This window comes from Pseudoxanthomonas sp. CCNWLY206-1 (assembly GCF_039710385.1).
Taxonomy (GTDB): domain Bacteria; phylum Pseudomonadota; class Gammaproteobacteria; order Xanthomonadales; family Xanthomonadaceae; genus Pseudoxanthomonas_A.
In genome coordinates, this window is the sequence record NZ_JBDKXI010000004.1 from 240,875 (window position 1) to 259,383 (window position 18,509).

Genomic DNA, 18,509 nt, shown 5'->3' on the forward strand with positions numbered 1-18,509 from the left:
CCTCAAGTTGGGTGTGTTCTGGATGAAGACATTATCGCAGCGCGAAGGTGAATCCGTTGGCGGCTCCCAGCGGGACGCACAGTGCCAAACACGCTGTCCTGTCAAAAGCCGGAACCGTTCTCTCGGAAACGGTAGCGGGGCGGACGACGCCCGGTGGCTATCGTGGCGCCTCCCATGAGCCGGCGGCGTATGCCGATATGGCTGGGTTGGTCGCTGGCGCTGGCGACCATCGCGTTGTTCTGTGGGTTGGGCCAATGGCAGCTGGGGCGCGCCAAGCAGAAAGAAGCCATGCTGGCGGCATCACAGAAAGTACTGACCGAGCGCACGCCATTGCCGTTGTCGTCCGCTTCGGATGCCAGACGCGCGGCGGAATACGACTGGACGGCCGGTGAGGGCCACTTTCTGGCCGGCCCGGCCATCCTCTTGGATAACCAGATTCGCGATGGGCGGGTAGGGGTGCGTGCTTACCGGGCTTTCCAGCCAATCGAAGGAGCACCGCTGCTGGTCGAGCTTGGCTGGTTGCCGGTGCCTGGCGACCGCCGCCTGCCTGACGTGCCGTTGCCCCACGGAACTCAGGCGCTGCGTGGTCTGCTGGTGCCACCTCCTTCGGCGGGTATTTCCCGCGCCATGCCGGTGCGTCAAGCCAGTGGGAGTTTGCTCGCCACCGATTTGGAATTGGAAAGTCTCACGACAGCGTTGGCGCTGCCGGCGCTGGCGCCGCGCGTGCTCAAGCTGGATCCGCAGCTTTCGTTGGGTTATGCCCGCGACCTCGATATCCTGCCCAACACCTTGCCTCCGGAACGCCACCTTGGCTACGCGGTGCAATGGTTCGGGCTGGCGCTCGCGGTCTTGGTGACTGCGCTGGTACTGACGCTACGCGCCCGCCGTACGCGCCGGAATCGGCAATAACCGCCGGCGCATGAGAAAATAATCGACTATGACTTCCGAATCCCCTGACGCTACCCGCCGCCGCGGGCGCTGGATGCTGATCGCTTTGTTCGCGTTGTTCTTCGGCAGCGTGATAGGCGCCGGCGTCCTGCGCTTCTCAGGTTGGCAGCCGCCCGCGCACAAGAACCATGGGGAGATGCTGCAACCACCGATCGACGCGCGTGCCATCGTGCCTCGGCTGGCGGATGGCAGCGATTATCTGTGGAATCCTACCGAGCGGATCTGGCGCATCGTCGTCGCGCCGCCAGCCGACTGCACTCAAGCCTGCGTCACGCTCGCGCGCAATCTAGATAAAGTCTGGCGCCTGTTTGGCCACAACGCCGATAAGGTCGAAATCCTTTGGATCGGTACACTGCCCGCCGGTGCACCGAAACCCGAATCACTGCGCCTGATGCAACCGGATCCCGCACTGTTGGCGAAATTGCCGCGAGTGAACGATCCTGCCGGCGTGCCGGTGTTTGTCATTGATCCGAACGGTTTCGTGATTCTGCGCTATGCGCCGGGCTTCGACCCCGCGAATCTGCGCAGCGATGTTTCCATGTTGCTGAAACTGATTTAGGGCGTGTCATCAGTTGGGTAGCCGCCAGCGTTGAGTCAGTACGGCCGTCAGGTCAAGCCGCGTGGCGCCGGCCGGCGGCCGTACCGGCTCAACCCGGAGGGCCGTGCCGCCGCGCGGCCGGCGCGGTGTCATCGCTCGGGCGTGTATCGGCATACACTTCCTCGCTCTTCCTTGCGCCAAACGCGCGGCGGCAGGGCGCGGGCGACTACCTAAATGATGAAACGCCCTAGCCCTGGCTGCCGATAAGTTCCTGATGAGTTCCCCATGAGTTCGACCCCGTGCCCTACTGTCTATCGCCATTTCCATCGCCTCGCTTGGTTGGCAGTGGCGTTGACGCTGTGCGTCGTCGTATTCGGTGCTTTCGTACGCTTGTCCGACGCAGGCTTGAGCTGTCCTGACTGGCCGACCTGTTACGGCCGCGCGGCATGGCCGCAGGCTTCGCACGATGTCAGCGACCATGCCGCCAGCGCTATCCGGCCGTTCGAAACACACAAGGCGTGGCGTGAACAGGTTCATCGCCATCTCGCCGCCTCGTTGGGCGTGCTGGTGCTGGTCCTGGCGTTGTTGGCCGCGCGCCGGCGGCGGTTTGGTATCGCGCAGATCATCATCGCGGCTGCGCTGGTGGCGGCGGCGATTCCGCTGTACATGCGTGGAGAACACGGCGCGGCTTCCGCTTTGGCGATTCTCGGCGAAACGATCCTGCTGTTCGCTGCGTTGCGCTGGTCACGTGGCAACGTGACGTCCGCAGCCGCACAAGCACTGGCGCCGATCGGCGCACTGACGCTGAGCGTGATCATCTTCCAGGCTTTGCTCGGCATGTGGACAGTGACCTGGTTGCTGAAGCCGATCGTCGTGATGGGTCATCTGCTGGGCGGGCTTACCACATTCTCTTTACTGGTCTGGCTGGCTTGGCGCGCGACCGATCGGCCCATCACCTTGGCCGATGCGGGCGTACTGCGTCGCTGGGCATTCGTCGGATTGATCTTGCTTGCCCTGCAGATCGCCTTGGGTGGCTGGGTCAGTGCCAATTACGCGGCGTTGTCATGTGGCCTGGATTTTCCGAAGTGCGTGGGCAAGTGGTGGCCGCCCACTGATTTCCGCGAAGGGTTTGTGCTCTGGCGCGGCGTTGGGGTGGACTACGAAGGCGGCGTGTTGGACGGTGCCTCGCGCATCGCCATCCAGATGTCGCACCGAATCGTCGCGGTGCTGCTGGCGGCCTATCTGCTGGCTTTTGCCTGGCGGCTGTTCCGCACCCCGAGCATGCGCAGCTGGGCGTTGACGCTGGTGATTCTGACGGTCACACAGGTGGCGCTGGGCATTCTCAACGTCAAGTTAGGTCTGCCGCTGCAGGTGGCAGTGGCGCACAACGCAGGTGCGGCGCTGCTACTGTTCACACTGGTGTCATTGCTGGCGCGACTGCGCAGGCCCGAATAACCCATGCGCTTTCCTTTCCACGATTACTGGGAGCTCACCAAGCCGCGCGTGGTCGCGTTGATCGTGTTCACCGCGCTGGTGGGTATGTTCCTGGCGGTGCCCGGTCTGCCGCCGGCGCGCGAGACAGTGTTCGGGCTGCTGGGCATCTGGTTGGCGGCGGCTTCCGCCGCGGCGATCAATCATCTGATCGATCAACGTATCGACAAGGTGATGGCGCGCACAGCTCATCGGCCGTTGGCGACGGGCGCGTTGAGGCCTATGCAGGTACTGGCGTTCGCGGTAGTCCTGGGGGTGGTATCGATGACCATCCTCGTGGCGCTTGTGAACATGCTGACGGCGGCCCTGACTTTCGCTTCGTTGATCGGCTATGCCGTCGTCTATACCGGGTATCTGAAGCGTGCCACGCCACAGAACATCGTCATCGGCGGCATCGCCGGCGCGGCGCCGCCGTTGCTGGGTTGGGCGGCGGTCACCGGGATGCATAACGAGTGGGATTGGGCACACGCCTTGTTGCTGGTGCTGATCATCTTCGTATGGACGCCTCCGCATTTTTGGGCGCTGGCGATCTTCCGGCGCGAAGACTATGCGCGCGCGCTGGTTCCCATGTTGCCGGTCACCCATGGCGTGAGCTACACGCGTTGGCAGATCTTGCTCTACACCCTGCTGCTGGTCGTGGCGACGGTGCTGCCATGGGTGGCGGGCATGAGCGGCGTGTTCTACCTGGGTGGCGCGCTGGTGCTGGGTTCGGTATTTCTCTGGTACGCCTGGAGACTATTGGATCCACCGGACGAATTCTTCGCCATGCGGGTTTTCAACTATTCCGTGGTCTACCTGATGGCGTTGTTCGCTTTCTTGCTAATCGATCATTGGCTGCTGCCATTCCTGCAACCCGCGCCGCTGGTTGAATTTTTGCCACAGGGCTGAGCACGCGCTCGTGTAGGAACGGCGCCCCGCCGCGAGCTCTTCCTGTCAGAACCCGCCATACACAGCTCGGAAAGGAAGCGAAGAGCTCGCGCCGAGACCGCGCTCCTACAAACGCGCTCTTGTTGCAGCGACGAAACTTAGGTGCTCTTGCCTTCTCGTAGAGCGGAGCTTGCTCCGCTGTTCTTAGAGATCAAGCGACGATTCACTATTGTCTGCCGTTGCGACGGCATCGTTGCTATCACTCATTGGTATCACGAGGCGCAGCTTCGCTCTACGGCGAATCCGCCGCTTTCAGCTTTTCGACAACCGCCGGTTCAAGCGATTTCAAACCGGCGCGTTTGCCCAACTCAAGCGCCTCGTCCGGCGTGGCATCTTCATGCTGCGCCGCCATCAACGCGAGCAAGGCGCCCACGCGATTGCCGGAGGCGCAATGCAGCAGCACGCCGTCGCCGCTTTGGTCCAGCGCCTGTTTCAAATGCGTGGCGTTCTCCGCGGTCAGGTCGTCTGCGCCGCCGATGGGCAGTTGCAGATAACGCATGCCGTGACGTTTCACTTCGGCCGCTTCATCGAAACCACGGTCTTCTTCATCCGTGCGCAGATCGATGACGGTGCGCACGCCTTTTCGCGAAAGCTCCGCCAGGTCCTCTGGAGTGGGCTGCGCGCCGGTATGCAGGCCGGGCTTGGGTTCGGCAAACTCGGTGGCGCTCGCCGCAGAGGCAAGCACCGAAAGGAGCAGAACCAGTGCGAGCCCTGCGAAGCGAATAAAATTCGATGTGTTCATAGTGCTACCCAATGGTGTGAACGCGCCCGGCACGTGCCAGCAGCAATACGCGAAGCTCGTATTTGTCGGCTTCGTCCAGGCCAATATTGCGCTGCTTCGCCTGAAGTTCATCCAACCTCTGTTGCAAGGTTTGTCGCTCCAACTGTGCGACGGCGTCCAGCAACTCGGTGCGCCAGCTGTCTTCGTCGCCGGGGATCGCCTGCATCGCCAGTTTCTGCAACGCCGCCAATTCCTCCCGTTCGGCGAAATGCTCCAGCAGCGCACCTGTGGTGATGTCGGGTCGGGTGCGCACGATATCCAACAGCTCGATCAACAACTCCACGCCCGGTTGCCGTAGACCGGCAAAACCATAAGGCGGCTCAAGAACGAGCGCGAGTGAAGGCTTATGCAGCAACCGCACGATGGTGCTGCGGACCAGGCTGGGTTTGGTGGCAGCGTTGATCGGACGGCGCGGCGCAGTGACGGGCGAAGGTGGAGGCAGCTGCGCGCCCACGCCGGTGATTTCGGTCAACCGCTGTTTCATCAGATCGCCGAACGCGCCATCGGGAATCTGCGCCAGCAACGGTTTGGCGCGCTCGGCCAAGCGCGCCTTTCCGTCCAGCGTGGATAGGCGGATGTCCTTGCCCAATTCATCGAAGAAGAACTGCGACAGCGGCGTGGCGTCATGCAGGCGTGCATCGAAACCGGCGACGCCTTCCTTGCGGACAATGGTGTCCGGATCTTCGCCTTGCGGCAGGAACAAGAAAAACGCCTGCCGTCCATCCTTCATTCGCGGCAGCACTGACTCCAGCGCGCGCCACGCAGCACGCTGACCCGCGGCATCGCCGTCGAAGCAGAAGTACACATCGGGCGCATTGCGGAACAGCAGCTCCGCGTGGTCGGGCGTGGTCGCCGTGCCCAGCGTGGCGACCGCCTGGGTGACGCCGTATTGGAATAGCGACACCACATCCATATAACCTTCGACCACGATCAGCCGCGTGATCTTCTGGTTGGCCTGACGTACCTGCCACAGGCCGTAGAGTTCCCGGCCCTTGTGGAACAGCACGGTTTCCGGCGAATTCAGATACTTCGGGCCATCGTCTTTGTCGAGTACACGTCCACCGAAGGCGATCACGCGGCCACGGCGGTCGTGAATCGGGAACATCACCCGGTCGCGGAATTTGTCGTACACATGTCCGCGATCGTTCTTCGACAACATGCCGGCGCGGTCGAGCAATTTGACCCGGCGTTCGTCGGTGCCCAGTGCATCCTTCAGCGCGGAAAATCCATCCGGTGCATAGCCGATTGAAAACTGCGTGCGGATGGCGGCGTCCACGCCGCGTCCATCCAGATAGGCGCGGGCTTTATCGCTGGCCTCCAGCTGCCGCTGAAAGAAACGTGCCGCCGCATCCAGCGCGGCATACAAGTCGCGGCTGTCGTCGCTGACGTTGCGTTGCTGGGTTTCCTTCGGCACTTCCATGCCGTTGCGCCGGGCCAATTCCTCCACCGCGTCCAGGAATTCCAGGCGGTCGTAGTTCATCAGGAACGACAGCGCGGTGCCGTGCGCACCACAGCCGAAGCAGTGATAGAACTGTTTGGTCGGCGACACCGTGAACGACGGGGAGCGCTCATCGTGGAACGGACAACAGGCCGAATATTCCTTGCCCTGTCGCTTCAACGGCACGCGCGTACCGACCACCTCGACGATATCCGTCCGGGCGAGCAGTTCATCGATGAAGGCGTCGGGAATGCGGGCCATGGCCGACTAGTATTCCACGATGGGGGCTCTCACGTAGCCTGACCCGCCCTGTTTTTCGCCTCGGCAACGGCCTGCGCTCGTTCATCGATTACCGCCGTCAGCAACGCACCGGTGAAGAACACCAGGGTGGCGTAATAGACCCATACCAGCAGGACGACCAAGGTGCCCATGGACCCGTAAGCGCTGCCGGGTGCGGCTTCGGCGATGTACAGGCCAATGCCGTAGCGGCCTGCCACGAAGAGGGCCGCCGTAATGGCGCCGCCCAACAGCGCTTGTCGCCAATGCACCCGCCGGTCGGGCAGGTAGTGATAGAGCAGGGCGAATGCCAGGACATAGATCGCCAGCGAGACGACATTGCCCAATGCCGGCAGCAACGAAGGAATGCGCGCGAACATGATCTGCAGCGCCGTATTCAGCGTCATCGATACCAGCAACAGGAAACCCAGCGCCATCACCACCCCGAACGAGAAGATGCGCTTGCGCAGCCAGGCCATGACGCCCGGTAGTTGCTGCGAATCGGTTTGGAATATCGCGTTCAGCGCCTTCTGCAGGCGGGCGAACACCGCCGTGGCGCCGACGAACAGCAGCAAGGTGCTCCACCAGCCGGCCAGCGAACCGATACTGGGCCAACGTTCGGCATTTTCGATCACAGTACCGGCGACGGTTTGCGCGCTATGACCTGCCAGGTCGCCCACTTGCCGGATAAGGGCTTCTTGAGCGGACGGATACAACGACGCCGTCAGCCACAGCAGCAACACCAGTAATGGCGCCAGCGAGAGCAGTGCATAAAACGCCAGCGCCGCGGCATGGGTCATCAGGTCGTTCTCGACGAAGCGGCGCGACAGCACTACGGGAAGGCTCTCCTGCAGGCGAGCTTGGAGGTGTTTGATCTTTTCGGACAGGCGGCGTTGCATGACGTCCGGTCATCGCGGCATGGGCGAGCCTTCAGGATGCCAGAGGGCTGTTGAGTGGCTGTGATTGCAGCCCTGTCCAGCGCATGACTTACACGGTCGGAACATTGAACGTAGAAGCGGCGTCCCGCCGCGAGCTCTTACCTCAAACCGCCCCCGACCTCACCCGACGCCAGATCACGCAGCGCCTGACCACTCACCCGTTGCACCGTCCACTCATCCAGGCCGACAGCACCCAAGCGCCGATAGAAACGGATCGCCGGCTCGTTCCAGTCCAGCACCGACCACTCGAAGCGGCCGCAACCCCGTTCCACCGCAAGCTTGGCCAGATGGACCATCAGCTTCTCGCCTAGCCCCAATCCGCGGTATTGCGGCCGTACGAACAGATCTTCCAGGTACAGCCCGCGCTTGGCCAGGAAGGTCGAAAAATTGTGGAAGAACAACGCGAAGCCGGCGGGTTGTCCGTCCACTTCGGCGATCACCACTTCGGCCGCGGGATGTTCGCCAAACAGCTGTTCAGTCATGCCGGCCTCGGTGGCGACGGCTTCATGCGCCAGCTTTTCGTATTCAGCCAGTTCGCGGACAAAAGCCAGGATCTCTGGCACGTCGGTGCGGGTGGCGGGGCGTAGGGCGATGGTGGGCATTGGCGCTGTATTCGGCATAGGTGCCAAGCATAGCCCGGTCCTTAATCCTGATTAGCGTCGGATCTTCGCTGCCTTCTCCCTCCCGGGAGAAGGTGCCCGGAGAGCTTTTTCCGAAGAAGAAGAGCTTCAGCCCGCGAACTTCTTCTTCACCAGCGCTGAGACCTGACCCATGTCGGCCTGTCCGGCCAGGCGCGGCTTCAGCACGCCCATCAGCTTGCCCATGTCAGCCGGGCCGGTGGCGCCAGTTTCGGCGATGGCGGCATCGATGGCAGCCAGGATCTCCGCTTCGCCCAGCTTCGCGGGCAGGTAGCGCTCGATCACCAGAATCTCGGCGCGTTCGATGGCGGCCAGGTCCTCGCGGCCGGCGGCTTCGAACTGGCTCACCGAATCCTTGCGCTGCTTGACCATCTTTTCCATCGCGGCCAGCACGGCGGCATCGTCCAGTTCAATGCGTTCGTCGACTTCACGCTGTTTGATGGCGGCATTGATCAATCGGATCACGCCCAGGGAATCCTTGTCGCCGGCCTTCATGGCGGCCTTCATATCGTCGGTGAGCTGCTGTTTCAGGGACATGGACATCTCCAGATTGGGTGGAACCATAAACACAAAAAGCCGGCTACGCTCACGCGTGCCGGCTTCTGGCGGTACTTCCGTCTAAAGCCCACGCCATGGCGCAGGCCTTGCGGAAGAACCCGCGCCTTCGCTCAGTACAGGCGCTGGCGCTTGGTGACGTCGCGCGAGCTGCGACGCAGCTGACGCTTCACCGCGGCAGCGGCCTTGCGCTTGCGTTCCTGGGTCGGCTTCTCATAGAACTCGCGCTTGCGGGTTTCTGCCAGAACACCGGCTTTTTCGCAGGTACGCTTGAAGCGACGCAGAGCAAACTCAAAAGGCTCGTTTTCGCGGACTTTGACGCTGGGCATGGAATCTCCGGTACACATGATGACCGGGAATGGCCCGGCGAGCCGCGTATTATAGCGACTCATCGGGCCGCCGCAACCCACCGGCCCTTGTCCCGTCCCTGTAAGAGCCTCATTTCCTTCCCATGCGCGTCCTTGGCATTGAAACCAGTTGCGATGAAACCGGCGTCGCCGTGTACGACACAGGCCTGTCTGGCGCTGCCGGGTTACGCGCCCACGCGGTCTACAGCCAGATCGCCCTGCATGCCGAATACGGCGGGGTGGTGCCGGAACTGGCCAGTCGCGACCACGTTCGCAAGCTGCTGCCGTTGATCCGCCAGACCCTGGCCGAAGCCGGCCTGGGCGTCGGCGATCTGGACGGGGTGGCCTATACGGCGGGCCCGGGCCTGGTCGGCGCGTTGCTGGTCGGCGCCGGGGTGGCCCGATCGCTGGCCTGGGCGCTGGACGTGCCCGCCGTGGGCGTGCATCACATGGAAGGTCATCTGCTGGCGCCATTGATGGAAGACGATCCTCCTGAACCGCCCTTCGTGGCCCTGCTGGTGTCCGGCGGGCATACCCAATTGGTAGCTGTGGACGCCATTGGCCGCTATCGCCTGTTGGGCGAGACCCTGGATGACGCCGCCGGGGAGGCGTTCGACAAGACCGCCAAGATGATGGGCCTGCCTTATCCCGGTGGGCCGCGATTGGCGGCGCTGGCGGAGCAAGGACGGCCGGGTGCGTTCAGGTTCTCGCGGCCGATGACCGACCGCCCCGGGCTGGATTTCAGCTTTTCCGGGCTCAAGACGCAGGTGCTGCTGGCTTGGCGCGACAGCGACCAGAGCGAAACCACGCGCGCCGACGTCGCCCGCGGCTTTGAAGATGCGGTGGTCGACACGCTGGCCATCAAGTGCGAACGCGCGCTGGATGCCGCCGGTTGCGAAGTGCTGGTGGTCGCGGGTGGCGTGGGCGCCAACAAACGCCTGCGCGCGAAGCTCCACGCGATGGCGGCCAAGCGCGGCGGACGAGTCTGCTTTCCGCGTCCTGAACTATGTACGGACAATGGCGCCATGATCGCGTTCGCCGGCGCCTTGCGCTTGGATGTGGGTCAGCATGAAAGCGCGGAAGTGAAAGTCGTCCCGCGCTGGGATATGGCGACGTTGCCGGAAGTGGTCGCGGCCAGGGAATAACAAAACAACACGCCTTTGCCCCCTTATAAAAGGGGGCTACGGGGGGTGCTTTTAGCGGCAAGCCAAGAGCAAATCCCCCTTAATCCCCCTTTCCAAAAGAAAGGGGGAGATAACAAGCGCTTCATTGCAGCCTTAGGATCAACTCATTCATGGACAAAGTCTTCATCGAAGGTCTGGAAGCGGACACCGTCATCGGCATCCACGATTGGGAACGGCGTATCCGGCAAACGCTGTGCCTGGATATCGAACTGGGGTTCGACAATCGTGTGCCGGCGGCAAGCGATGACGTCGCCGATACGCTGGACTATGACGCCATCAGCCAGCGCATCACTGCGTTTGTGCGGACATCGGAATTCGGCTTGGTGGAGACGCTGGCGGAGCGCTGCGCCGCGCTGGTGATCGAAGAGTTCAACGTGGCATGGCTGCGATTGAAACTCAGCAAGCCCGGCGCGGTGCGCAATGCGGCAGCGGTAGGCGTGATCATCGAGCGGCAGCGCGAACTGGCGTGACGTCAGCGGGTGTGACAGTCTCAGGTTTGCCAACGTCCATCATCGATAAGCCGACATCACACGTGAGCAAGTACCGCTATATTTTGTTGCTGGGCACGAATACCCACGACGAATCGCCGCTGCAGCAAGCACGACTCCGACTGGGCGAATCCAGCAAGCTGCTGCGCGAGTCGAAGCTTGTGCATGGCCCCAGCGTGGTGGCGGGCGATCATCGTCACTACATCAATCAAGCCCTGCTGATCCAGACGGCACAGTCGCGAGATGATTTGGCTGCATTTCTGAAGCGAACAGAAGACGATCTTGGCAGGCGTCACGACGGGGACAACTGCCTTATTGACATCGATCTGGTGGCCGAATGCGATGCACAGGATCGTGTGATCTGGCAAAACCCGGACAAGCTGACGCACGCGTTATTTCGTGATTTGGTCGCGCAGGTTTTGCCTTCCACAAACGCAAACATCATGTAGGAGCGGCCGTCTCGGCGCGAGCTTTTGCTTTTATCTGTTATCTGTCGAAGAGGAATTGCTCGCGGCGAGAGACCGTTCCGCGCCTCTGGGCCTCTCGGTGCGCGCGATCAAGAGCGCACCGCAGCGCGCCCATATGGGCAGCAGGCTTCAACCGTTCTTCGCTGCTATCTCGATCTGACGGGAAGAGCTCGCGCCGAGACGGCGCTCCTACAGGAGCAACCGGCAAAAGCAACCAGTATGAGAAACCACGTCAAATAAACACCGAGCGGCCGCCATCAATCGCGATGATCTGCCCGGTGATGTAGCGGTTGCCGGTCAAAAGCCAACGCACCGCCGATACGATGTCTTCCGGTGAGCCTTGCCGCTGCAAGGCGGTACGTTCGCGTAGTACGTCCAACGTTTCGGCCTTGATGGGATTTTCCGACCACAGCACGTTGCCGGGCGCGACCGCATTGACGCGAACTTCCGGGCCCAGCTCGCGCGCGAGCGACTTGGTCATCATGACCAATGCCGCCTTGGCCATGCAGTAGACCGTATGGCCGTGCAGCGGGCGCTCTGCATAGATGTCGGCCAGGCTGACGATGGCGCCGTGCGATGCTTTCAGGTGCGGCGCCGCGGCTTGGGCCAGGAAAAAAGGCGCGCGCGCGTTGGAAGCGAATAGTTCGTCCCATTGCTGCGGTGTGGTTTCGCCAATCGGCGTGGCGTAGTAAGCGGAAGCGTTGTTGACCAGCGCGTCCAGCCGTCCGAAACGGCCGACGGTTTGCGCCACGATCTCCGCAAGCCGGTCGAAATCGCTCAAATCGGCGCGGAGCGGCAACACGCTGTCCGGTCGGCTGGCCTCCAGTTCCGCTACCAGCACCCGCATTTCTTCTTCCGAGCGACGGTAGTGCAAGGCCAGGTCATAGCCATCGGCGTGCAGCTGGCGGGCGATGGCCGCGCCCACGCGTTTGGCGCCGCCGGTGACCAGTGCAACAGGACGCGACTCGGGCATGAAGCAACTCCGGAACTCAGACCGCGGCATTGTCGCTGCTTTCACGCGGAGCTGCCGAATGTGGCGACGCAGGCAAGTCGCCGGACGCTTGACGGCATGTTGGGTTTGCAGGCATGTTGCATTGCATCAACCCTCGTCGGCATCCGGCCGGCGGGCGGCAGCGGAAGGGGGCGGATGGACTGGGCCAAATACCGCACGACCACGTTCGATGAGCTGATCCAAGCCAATGGTCAGCCGCATCCGGCGGCGCGCCGGCTAGTCGAATACCTGGCCGGCCTGTCCGGACGCGAAATCGCTGAGCGGCAGCTGGCCGCCGACGTCGTGGCCCGCGTGCAGGGCATTACCTTCACCGTCTATTCCGATGGGCGCAACGTCGACCGCACGCTGCCTTTCGATCTGATACCCCGCATCATCGACCGCCGCGAGTGGAAGCGGACCGAGGCCGGTCTGAAGCAGCGCATGCGCGCACTGAACCTGTTCATTGGCGACGTCTACGGCAAACAGCGCATCGTCAAGGACAAAGTGTTCCCGGCGATGCTGCTGAAGGATTCGGTCAATTTTCGCCCGCAATGCGTCGGTATCGAGCCGCCGCTGGGCGTATGGGCACACGTCTGCGGCTCGGATCTGGTGCGCGACAGCGATGGCACGCTGTACGCGTTGGAAGACAATCTGCGCATTCCCAGTGGTGTGTCGTACATGCTGGAAAACCGCATGGTGGCGAAGCGGGTGTTTCCGGAATTGTTCGAAACCAGTTCCATCCTGCCGGTGGACGACTACCCGTCGCAGCTCTACGACACGCTGGTCGCACTGTCGCCGCGCCCTGGCGACTCACCGGTCATTGCTCTGCTGACGCCGGGCGTGTTCAACAGTGCTTACTTCGAACATGCGTACCTGGCGCAGGCGATGGGAATCGAACTGGTGGAAGGCAACGACCTGTTCGTTGCCGATGATGATTGCTGCTACATGCGCACCATCTATGGGCCGCAGCGCGTGGACGTGATCTACCGGCGTGTGGATGATCTTTTCATCGATCCAGAAAACTTCCGCCCGGATTCCACGCTGGGCGTGCCCGGTCTGATCCGTAGCTGGCGCGCGGGCAAGGTGGCGCTGGCCAATGCGCCTGGCGCGGGCGTCGCCGACGACAAGGTCGTCTTCGCCTACGTGCCCAAGATGATCAAGTACTACCTAGACGAGGATCCGATCCTGCCCAACGTACCCAGTTTCCTGTGCCACAACGCCAAGGAGCGCAAGTACGTGCTGGAGAACATCGAGAAATTGGTCGTCAAGCCGGCCAATGAGTCCGGCGGCTACGGCATGCTGATCGGGCCACGTTCCACCAAACGCCAGCGCGACAAGTTCAAGCAGCTGATCCAGGCCGACCCGCGCAACTACATGGCGCAACCCACGTTGTCGCTGTCTACTGCGCCTATCGTGACCAAGCAGGGGCCATCGCCGCGGCACCTGGATCTGCGGCCTTTCGTGCTGTCGCGCCAGGATACCTACGTTACTACCGGCGGTTTGACGCGAGTGGCCATGGAGAAAGGCTCGCTAGTGGTCAACTCCTCGCAAGGCGGCGGCGCCAAGGACACCTGGGTGGTGGACATGGATGACGGCACGGACGAGGAGCGCGCCTGATGCTGTCGCGCGTGGCCGACAATCTGTACTGGTTCAGCCGTTATGTGCGGCGTGCGGAAAACACCGCACGCCTGGTGGGCGTGGGCAGCCAGTTGCAGCTGGACATGCCACGCTCGGTACGGTTCACCTGGCGGCCGCTGATCGATACGGTGGGCGCCGACGAAGTGTTCGCAGAACACTTCCCTGATGCGGGCGAAGACGTCGGCGACGTCGAAGTGGTGCGATTCCTGCTATTGGACGAACGCAACACGACGTCCCTGCGGAGTTCGATCGACGCGGCGCGCGAGATCCTTCGCAGCATCCGGGACAGCCTGCCGCAGGAGGTCTGGGAAGCCATCAACGATCTGCATCTGTACATCGGTACCTATGGCGAGCGCAGCGTCAGCCGGCGTTATCGCATGGATTTCCTGGGTCGCATCATCGATGGCTGCCTTAAAGTCTCCGGCCTGCTGAGCGCCAACGTCAGCCGCGATATCGGCTACCAGTTCCTGCGTTTGGGCACGGCGCTGGAACAGGCGGACATGACCACCCGCATCATCGATGCGGGCGCCTCCGGATTGGTCACGCCTCGGCACGAGGAAGACCGCGAAACCTTTCAGAACATGCAGTGGATGAGCGTGTTGCGATCATTGGCGGCGTATCAGATGTTCCGTCGTCACGTGCGCCAGCGCGTCACCGCGGAGCTGGCGTTGCGTTTTCTGCTGCAGAACGCCGAATTCCCGCGCAGCGTGCAGTTCTGTCTGTCGCGGGCACAGAGCGTACTGCCGACCATGCCATACCGCCCTGGCATAGACCGCTATCTCAACCGCGTGATCGGCATGACCCGCAATGCGGATCCAGCATCGCTGGCGTCCCGCAATCCAGCCGTTTTCATGGATGAGATCCAACTGCAACTCAGCGCGTTGCATACGGCTATCGCCGATGGTTATTTCTATAGCTGATAGCGAAATTGTTGTAGGAGCGGCTTTTTACCTTGTAGGAGCGGCGTCCCGCCGCGAGCTCTTTCTGACAGGTCGCGACAGAAGCAAAGAGCGATTGAAGCCCATTTGTTCGCCATCCGGACGCGCTGCGGCGCGCTCATGATCGCTTGCATTGAGAGGTTACCGAGGCGCGGGCGCGGAGCGGCGTCCCGCCGCGAGCTTTTTCCGTCAGATCGCGATAGAAGCGAAAAGCTCGCGCCGAGACGGCGCTCCTACGTCAACCCTAATTTGCAGTGAGTGCTGCGATGTACAGCGCAGTAGCCACGAGAATGCTGCGGAAGGGAACGCTGAACCAGTAGCGCTTTCCCAGGAAAACGTACCCCAACAGAAGTAGCAGTCCCGCATACAACAGAAACGGGTCGAGAAAAATGACCTCGCTCCGAAAGATCGCCAAGTACCCATACACCATGCCAAAAAACAGCATGCCGCAGGAGTGGCTTGCGTTGAAACCCACCCAGGTTTTCCACATCGTCGTTTCGCGCGTCAGGATCGGTGTGACTTCCTTCATCCGGGTTTCAAGCTGGGTATCCCGCGGATGCAGCTTGTCGCCGCGAAAGGTGAGCAGGAGATGCAGAGCGCCCAGGCCGAAGATAATCAGTGCACTGAGAACGAGCAAAACCGGTGCGAATGCATGCATGGCAACTTCCCTCGTTCGTCGTAGGAACGGCCTCCGGCCGGTAGGAGCGGCATCCCCGCCGCGAATTCTTTCTTCCAGGTTGCAATAAAAGCGAAGAGCTCGCGCCGAGACGGCGCTCCTACAGGAGAGCATCGTAGGAGCAGCCTTGCCGGTAGAGCATCCCCGTCGCGAGCTCTTTCTGTCAGGTCGCGATAGAAGCGAAGAGCTCGCGCCGGGACGGCGCTCCTACAGAAGAGCCTGCGTAGGAGCAGCCTTGCCGGTAGAGCATCCCCGTCGCGAGCTCTTTCTGTCAGGTCGCGATAGAAGCGAAGAGCGCGCGTCGAGACGGCGCTCCTGCACGGGGTGGTGTGTCGTGCGCTCCTACTGTTGGCCTTGCGCGTCGCCGGGATCCTGCCGTGAAGGCTGCCGGCGTGGTGGCATGGCAGGCAATGCGGAGGGAGTCTCTTCCTTCTCCATTGGCGGCTCCCAAGGGAAGCGCGGCAAGCTGCGTACGGCGGCTTCCAGCTTGCGCGACCAGGTCTCGTGGATTTCCGAGTACAACGGCGTGTCGCTTTCCAACCGCATCTTCTGTGTGATCTTCAGGTCGCCAGCGCGGATCAGCGCCATGTCGATGGGCAAGCCGACGGAAAGATTTGAGCGGACGGTCGAATCCAGCGATACCAGCGCGCAGCGCGCGGCGTCTTCCAGCGTGGTCTCCGGCCGCAGAATACGATCCAGGATCGGTTTGCCGTACTTGGACTCGCCGATCTGCAGGTACGGCGTCTCCGGCGAGGTGGCGATGCAGTTGCCCAGCGGGTAGACCATGTACAGGCCAGGGCGCTCGCCGGCAATCTGGCCGCCCAGGATCAAGGTCGCCTGGACGCTGACGCCACTCTGCTGCGCATCGTCGCTGACTTTGGTCTGGCTGGCGACCAAGGTATCGCCTACATACTCGGCCACTTCGTAAAGATGGGAGAACGTGCGCAGGCTGCGCTTGGCGTCCGGATCGTCGGCATCGCGCTGCAAGCGGGAAATCGTCAGCTGCGTGGTGGCGAGATTGCCGGCCGACATGAGCACGAATACCCGCTCGCCGGGATATTCGAAGAAGTGCATCTTGCGATACACGCGTACATCGTCGAACGACGCGCTGGTGCGGGTGTCCGCGGCGAAGATCAAGCCTTGGTCCACTTCAATGCCGACGCAATAGGTCATGACGTATCCGCTGCTGCTGTGCACTCGATTCTATGCGCGCGCGCGGGGCACGTACAATGGCCGCCTGTGTTCACACTCTCAAGTCCCCACTCTGGTGCGCCCGATGCAGGCCGAGCTTCCCCTCCCCGACGATGTCGCGCTGGCGCATAGCCAGCAGCTGGCGGCCCTGATCCGCGAAGAGATCGCGGCGGCGGGCGGCGCGATTCCTTTTTCGCGCTTCATGGAGCGCTGCCTGTATACGCCCGGTCTGGGGTACTACAGTGCTGGCAGCAGTAAATTCGGCGAGTCCGGCGACTTTGTCACCGCACCGGAGTTGGGCCCGTTGTTCGCCAGTTGCGTCGCCGAAGCGGTCGCGCCGGTACTGCAACAGCTGGGACCGCAGGCGGAATTCCTGGAAATCGGCGGCGGCAGTGGCGCATTCGCCGAAGTGATGCTCAAGCGGCTGCTGGAGCTGGACGCGTTGCCGGCGCGCTACGCCATTTTGGAACCCAGCGCGGACCTGCGCGAGCGCCAGCGCGAACGACTGGGCCGGAAGCTTATTCCGCCGGTGTTCGACATCGTCGAATGGTTGGACGGTCCGCCGGCAGCGAAATGGAACGGCGTGCTGTTCGCCAACGAAGTGATTGATGCGTTGCCCACGCCGCGGTTCACGCTGCGCGATGGCGAGGTGTTCGAGGAAGGCGTGGCGGTGGGCGCGGCAGGCGGTTTCGTCCGCACCGAACATCCTGCCGACGCATTGCTGGCCGCCGCGGTGCGCCACGTCGAGCGCTACACCGGCCAATCGTTTCCTGACGGCTATCGCTCGGAATTGCTGCCGCAACTGCCGTACTGGCTACAGGCGGTGATGGGTGGCCTGGATGCGGGCGCCATGTTGTTCGTCGACTACGGTTATCCGCGCCGCGAGTACTACCTGCCGCAGCGTGATAGCGGGACGTTGCGCGCTTTCTATCGCCATCGTGTACATGCCGATCCGTTCCTGTGGCCAGGCTTGCAGGACATCACCGCGTCGGTGGACTTCACCGCACTGGCGGAGGCAGGCACCAACGCCGGCTTCGACCTGGCCGGCTACTGCAGCCAGACCAGCTTCCTGCTGGGCAACGGATTGCAGCAGCGTCTGGAAGAAGTGGAAGCTCGCGCCGAAGAATCCGCCAAGCAGCGTTTTCGCAACGAAGCCAAACGACTGACCTTGCCCAGCGAGATGGGAGAGCGGTTCCAGGCAATGGGATTCGCACGCGATGTGGAGTTCGGCGCGGCCTTCCTGATGAACGACCTGAGTTGGCGCCTGTGACGGCGTCTTGGCTGAAACCGTTCCGGCGCCCGCGACTTTGGCTGGGGGTATGGCTGATGGCTGTATTGGCCGTGGTCGCGCTGTCGCTGATGCCGCCGGCACCGTTGCCTGAATTGCCCTCCGGCGGCGACAAGGTCGAACACTTCCTGGCGTACTGCCTGCTCGCCATGGGAGCGGTGCAGTTGTTCGCGTCGCGTGGACCTTGGTTGCTGGCAGGCGCTGGGTTGATTGCGATGGGGGTCGGCCTGGAATACGCGCAGGGCGCCTACACCGCCACCCGAATGCAGGATCCCTTCGATGCGTTGGCCAATACCTTGGGCGTCATTGCCGGATTGGCGACCGCATTGACACCGGTGCGGGATGCCTGGTTGCGGGTGGAGCAGCGACTGCCGCACTCGGCGAAGTTATAAGAGCGTCTTGAAGTTGTAGGAGCGGCGTCTCGCCGCGAGCTCTTTCGATCAGATCGCGACAAAAGCAAAGAGCTCGCGCCGGGACGGCGCTCCTACAAGGGCTTGCCGGATGTACATGTACGACTTGCGATAGTGGCAGCCTGTTCGCCATCCGTACGCGCTGCGGCGCGCTCTTGATCGCGCGCACTGAACGGCTATCCGGGCGCGGAGCGGCGTCTCGCCGCGAGCTCTTTCGATCAGATCGCGACAAAAGCAAAGAGCTCGCGCCGGGAAGGCGCTCCTACAAGGGCTTGCCGGATGTGCATGTACGACTTGCGATAGTGGCAGCCTGTTCGCCATCCGTACGCGCTGCGGCGCGCTCTTGATCGCGCGCACTGAA

20 protein-coding genes are annotated in these 18,509 nt (G+C 62.4%); 11 read left to right on the forward strand and 9 right to left on the reverse strand.

Translation table 11 applies throughout. The features are described from left to right. The first annotated feature begins 174 nt into the window (after positions 1 to 174). From AADW18_RS11445 to AADW18_RS11460, 4 genes are all read left to right on the forward strand, one after another. Entirely contained in the window at positions 175 to 909 is a 735-nt protein-coding gene (locus tag AADW18_RS11445; RefSeq protein ID WP_337343513.1) for an SURF1 family protein, read from the forward strand. Between the two features lie 28 nt (positions 910 to 937). Next, the gene (locus AADW18_RS11450; RefSeq protein WP_337343514.1) at positions 938 to 1,507 is read left to right on the forward strand and encodes a hypothetical protein; all 570 of its coding nucleotides are present in this window, start codon (positions 938 to 940) and stop codon (positions 1,505 to 1,507) included. 264 nt (positions 1,508 to 1,771) lie between these two features. Continuing rightward, a complete protein-coding gene (locus AADW18_RS11455) occupies positions 1,772 to 2,941 on the forward strand; it encodes a COX15/CtaA family protein (RefSeq protein WP_337343515.1) in 1,170 nt (389 codons plus the stop codon). Positions 2,942 to 2,944: 3 nt separating this feature from the next. Beyond that, entirely contained in the window at positions 2,945 to 3,865 is a 921-nt protein-coding gene (locus AADW18_RS11460) for a heme o synthase (RefSeq protein ID WP_337343516.1), read from the forward strand. A gap of 271 nt (positions 3,866 to 4,136) precedes the next feature. On the opposite strand, the gene AADW18_RS11465 is transcribed toward AADW18_RS11460, so the two are convergent. From AADW18_RS11465 to rpsU, 6 genes are all read right to left on the reverse strand, one after another. Continuing rightward, complete coding sequence (locus AADW18_RS11465) at positions 4,137 to 4,646, reverse strand: protein tyrosine phosphatase family protein (protein WP_337343517.1); 510 nt, start codon at positions 4,644 to 4,646, stop codon at positions 4,137 to 4,139. A gap of 4 nt (positions 4,647 to 4,650) precedes the next feature. Further along, positions 4,651 to 6,384: a DNA primase gene (gene dnaG, locus AADW18_RS11470; protein WP_337343518.1), complete on the reverse strand. Its 1,734-nt coding sequence runs from the start codon at positions 6,382 to 6,384 to the stop codon at positions 4,651 to 4,653. A gap of 29 nt (positions 6,385 to 6,413) precedes the next feature. Then, the gene (locus tag AADW18_RS11475; RefSeq protein ID WP_337343519.1) at positions 6,414 to 7,298 is read right to left on the reverse strand and encodes a YihY/virulence factor BrkB family protein; all 885 of its coding nucleotides are present in this window, start codon (positions 7,296 to 7,298) and stop codon (positions 6,414 to 6,416) included. A gap of 137 nt (positions 7,299 to 7,435) precedes the next feature. Continuing rightward, entirely contained in the window at positions 7,436 to 7,939 is a 504-nt protein-coding gene (locus AADW18_RS11480; protein WP_337343520.1) for a GNAT family N-acetyltransferase, read from the reverse strand. Positions 7,940 to 8,065: 126 nt separating this feature from the next. After that, positions 8,066 to 8,512 carry a GatB/YqeY domain-containing protein gene (locus AADW18_RS11485; RefSeq protein ID WP_337343521.1) on the reverse strand — a complete coding sequence of 149 codons (447 nt, stop codon included), beginning with the start codon at positions 8,510 to 8,512 and terminating at the stop codon, positions 8,066 to 8,068. Positions 8,513 to 8,643: 131 nt separating this feature from the next. Further along, positions 8,644 to 8,859: a 30S ribosomal protein S21 gene (gene rpsU, locus AADW18_RS11490; protein WP_002808376.1), complete on the reverse strand. Its 216-nt coding sequence runs from the start codon at positions 8,857 to 8,859 to the stop codon at positions 8,644 to 8,646. Positions 8,860 to 8,981: 122 nt separating this feature from the next. Between rpsU and tsaD the strand changes: the two genes are divergently transcribed. From tsaD to AADW18_RS11505, 3 genes are all read left to right on the forward strand, one after another. Further along, positions 8,982 to 10,022: a tRNA (adenosine(37)-N6)-threonylcarbamoyltransferase complex transferase subunit TsaD gene (gene tsaD / locus AADW18_RS11495; protein ID WP_337343522.1), complete on the forward strand. Its 1,041-nt coding sequence runs from the start codon at positions 8,982 to 8,984 to the stop codon at positions 10,020 to 10,022. A gap of 149 nt (positions 10,023 to 10,171) precedes the next feature. Then, a complete protein-coding gene (gene folB, locus AADW18_RS11500; RefSeq protein WP_337343523.1) occupies positions 10,172 to 10,531 on the forward strand; it encodes a dihydroneopterin aldolase in 360 nt (119 codons plus the stop codon). Positions 10,532 to 10,593: 62 nt separating this feature from the next. Next, entirely contained in the window at positions 10,594 to 10,998 is a 405-nt protein-coding gene (locus AADW18_RS11505; protein ID WP_337343524.1) for a 2-amino-4-hydroxy-6-hydroxymethyldihydropteridine diphosphokinase, read from the forward strand. Between the two features lie 250 nt (positions 10,999 to 11,248). On the opposite strand, the gene AADW18_RS11510 is transcribed toward AADW18_RS11505, so the two are convergent. Next, a complete protein-coding gene (locus tag AADW18_RS11510; protein ID WP_337343525.1) occupies positions 11,249 to 11,989 on the reverse strand; it encodes a pteridine reductase in 741 nt (246 codons plus the stop codon). Between the two features lie 174 nt (positions 11,990 to 12,163). On the opposite strand from AADW18_RS11510, the gene AADW18_RS11515 reads away from it, so the two are divergent. After that, complete coding sequence (locus AADW18_RS11515; protein ID WP_337343526.1) at positions 12,164 to 13,624, forward strand: circularly permuted type 2 ATP-grasp protein; 1,461 nt, start codon at positions 12,164 to 12,166, stop codon at positions 13,622 to 13,624. After that, positions 13,624 to 14,565 carry an alpha-E domain-containing protein gene (locus AADW18_RS11520; RefSeq protein WP_337343527.1) on the forward strand — a complete coding sequence of 314 codons (942 nt, stop codon included), beginning with the start codon at positions 13,624 to 13,626 and terminating at the stop codon, positions 14,563 to 14,565. The genes AADW18_RS11515 and AADW18_RS11520 overlap by 1 nt, the downstream gene beginning before the upstream one ends. 262 nt (positions 14,566 to 14,827) lie before the next feature. On the opposite strand, the gene AADW18_RS11525 is transcribed toward AADW18_RS11520, so the two are convergent. Together AADW18_RS11525 and AADW18_RS11530 are read right to left on the reverse strand one after the other, a co-directional pair. Continuing rightward, positions 14,828 to 15,241 (reverse strand): hypothetical protein, encoded by a 414-nt coding sequence (locus tag AADW18_RS11525; RefSeq protein WP_337343528.1) that lies wholly within the window; start codon positions 15,239 to 15,241, stop codon positions 14,828 to 14,830. 360 nt (positions 15,242 to 15,601) lie between these two features. Continuing rightward, positions 15,602 to 16,432, reverse strand: a complete 831-nt coding sequence (locus AADW18_RS11530) for a 20S proteasome subunit A/B (RefSeq protein ID WP_337343529.1) — start codon at positions 16,430 to 16,432, stop codon at positions 15,602 to 15,604. 103 nt (positions 16,433 to 16,535) lie between these two features. Between AADW18_RS11530 and AADW18_RS11535 the strand changes: the two genes are divergently transcribed. Both AADW18_RS11535 and AADW18_RS11540 read left to right on the forward strand, forming a co-directional pair. Next, entirely contained in the window at positions 16,536 to 17,720 is a 1,185-nt protein-coding gene (locus AADW18_RS11535; protein ID WP_337343530.1) for a class I SAM-dependent methyltransferase, read from the forward strand. Positions 17,721 to 17,776: 56 nt separating this feature from the next. Beyond that, the gene (locus AADW18_RS11540; RefSeq protein ID WP_337343531.1) at positions 17,777 to 18,130 is read left to right on the forward strand and encodes a VanZ family protein; all 354 of its coding nucleotides are present in this window, start codon (positions 17,777 to 17,779) and stop codon (positions 18,128 to 18,130) included. The last annotated feature ends 379 nt before the right edge of the window (positions 18,131 to 18,509 follow it).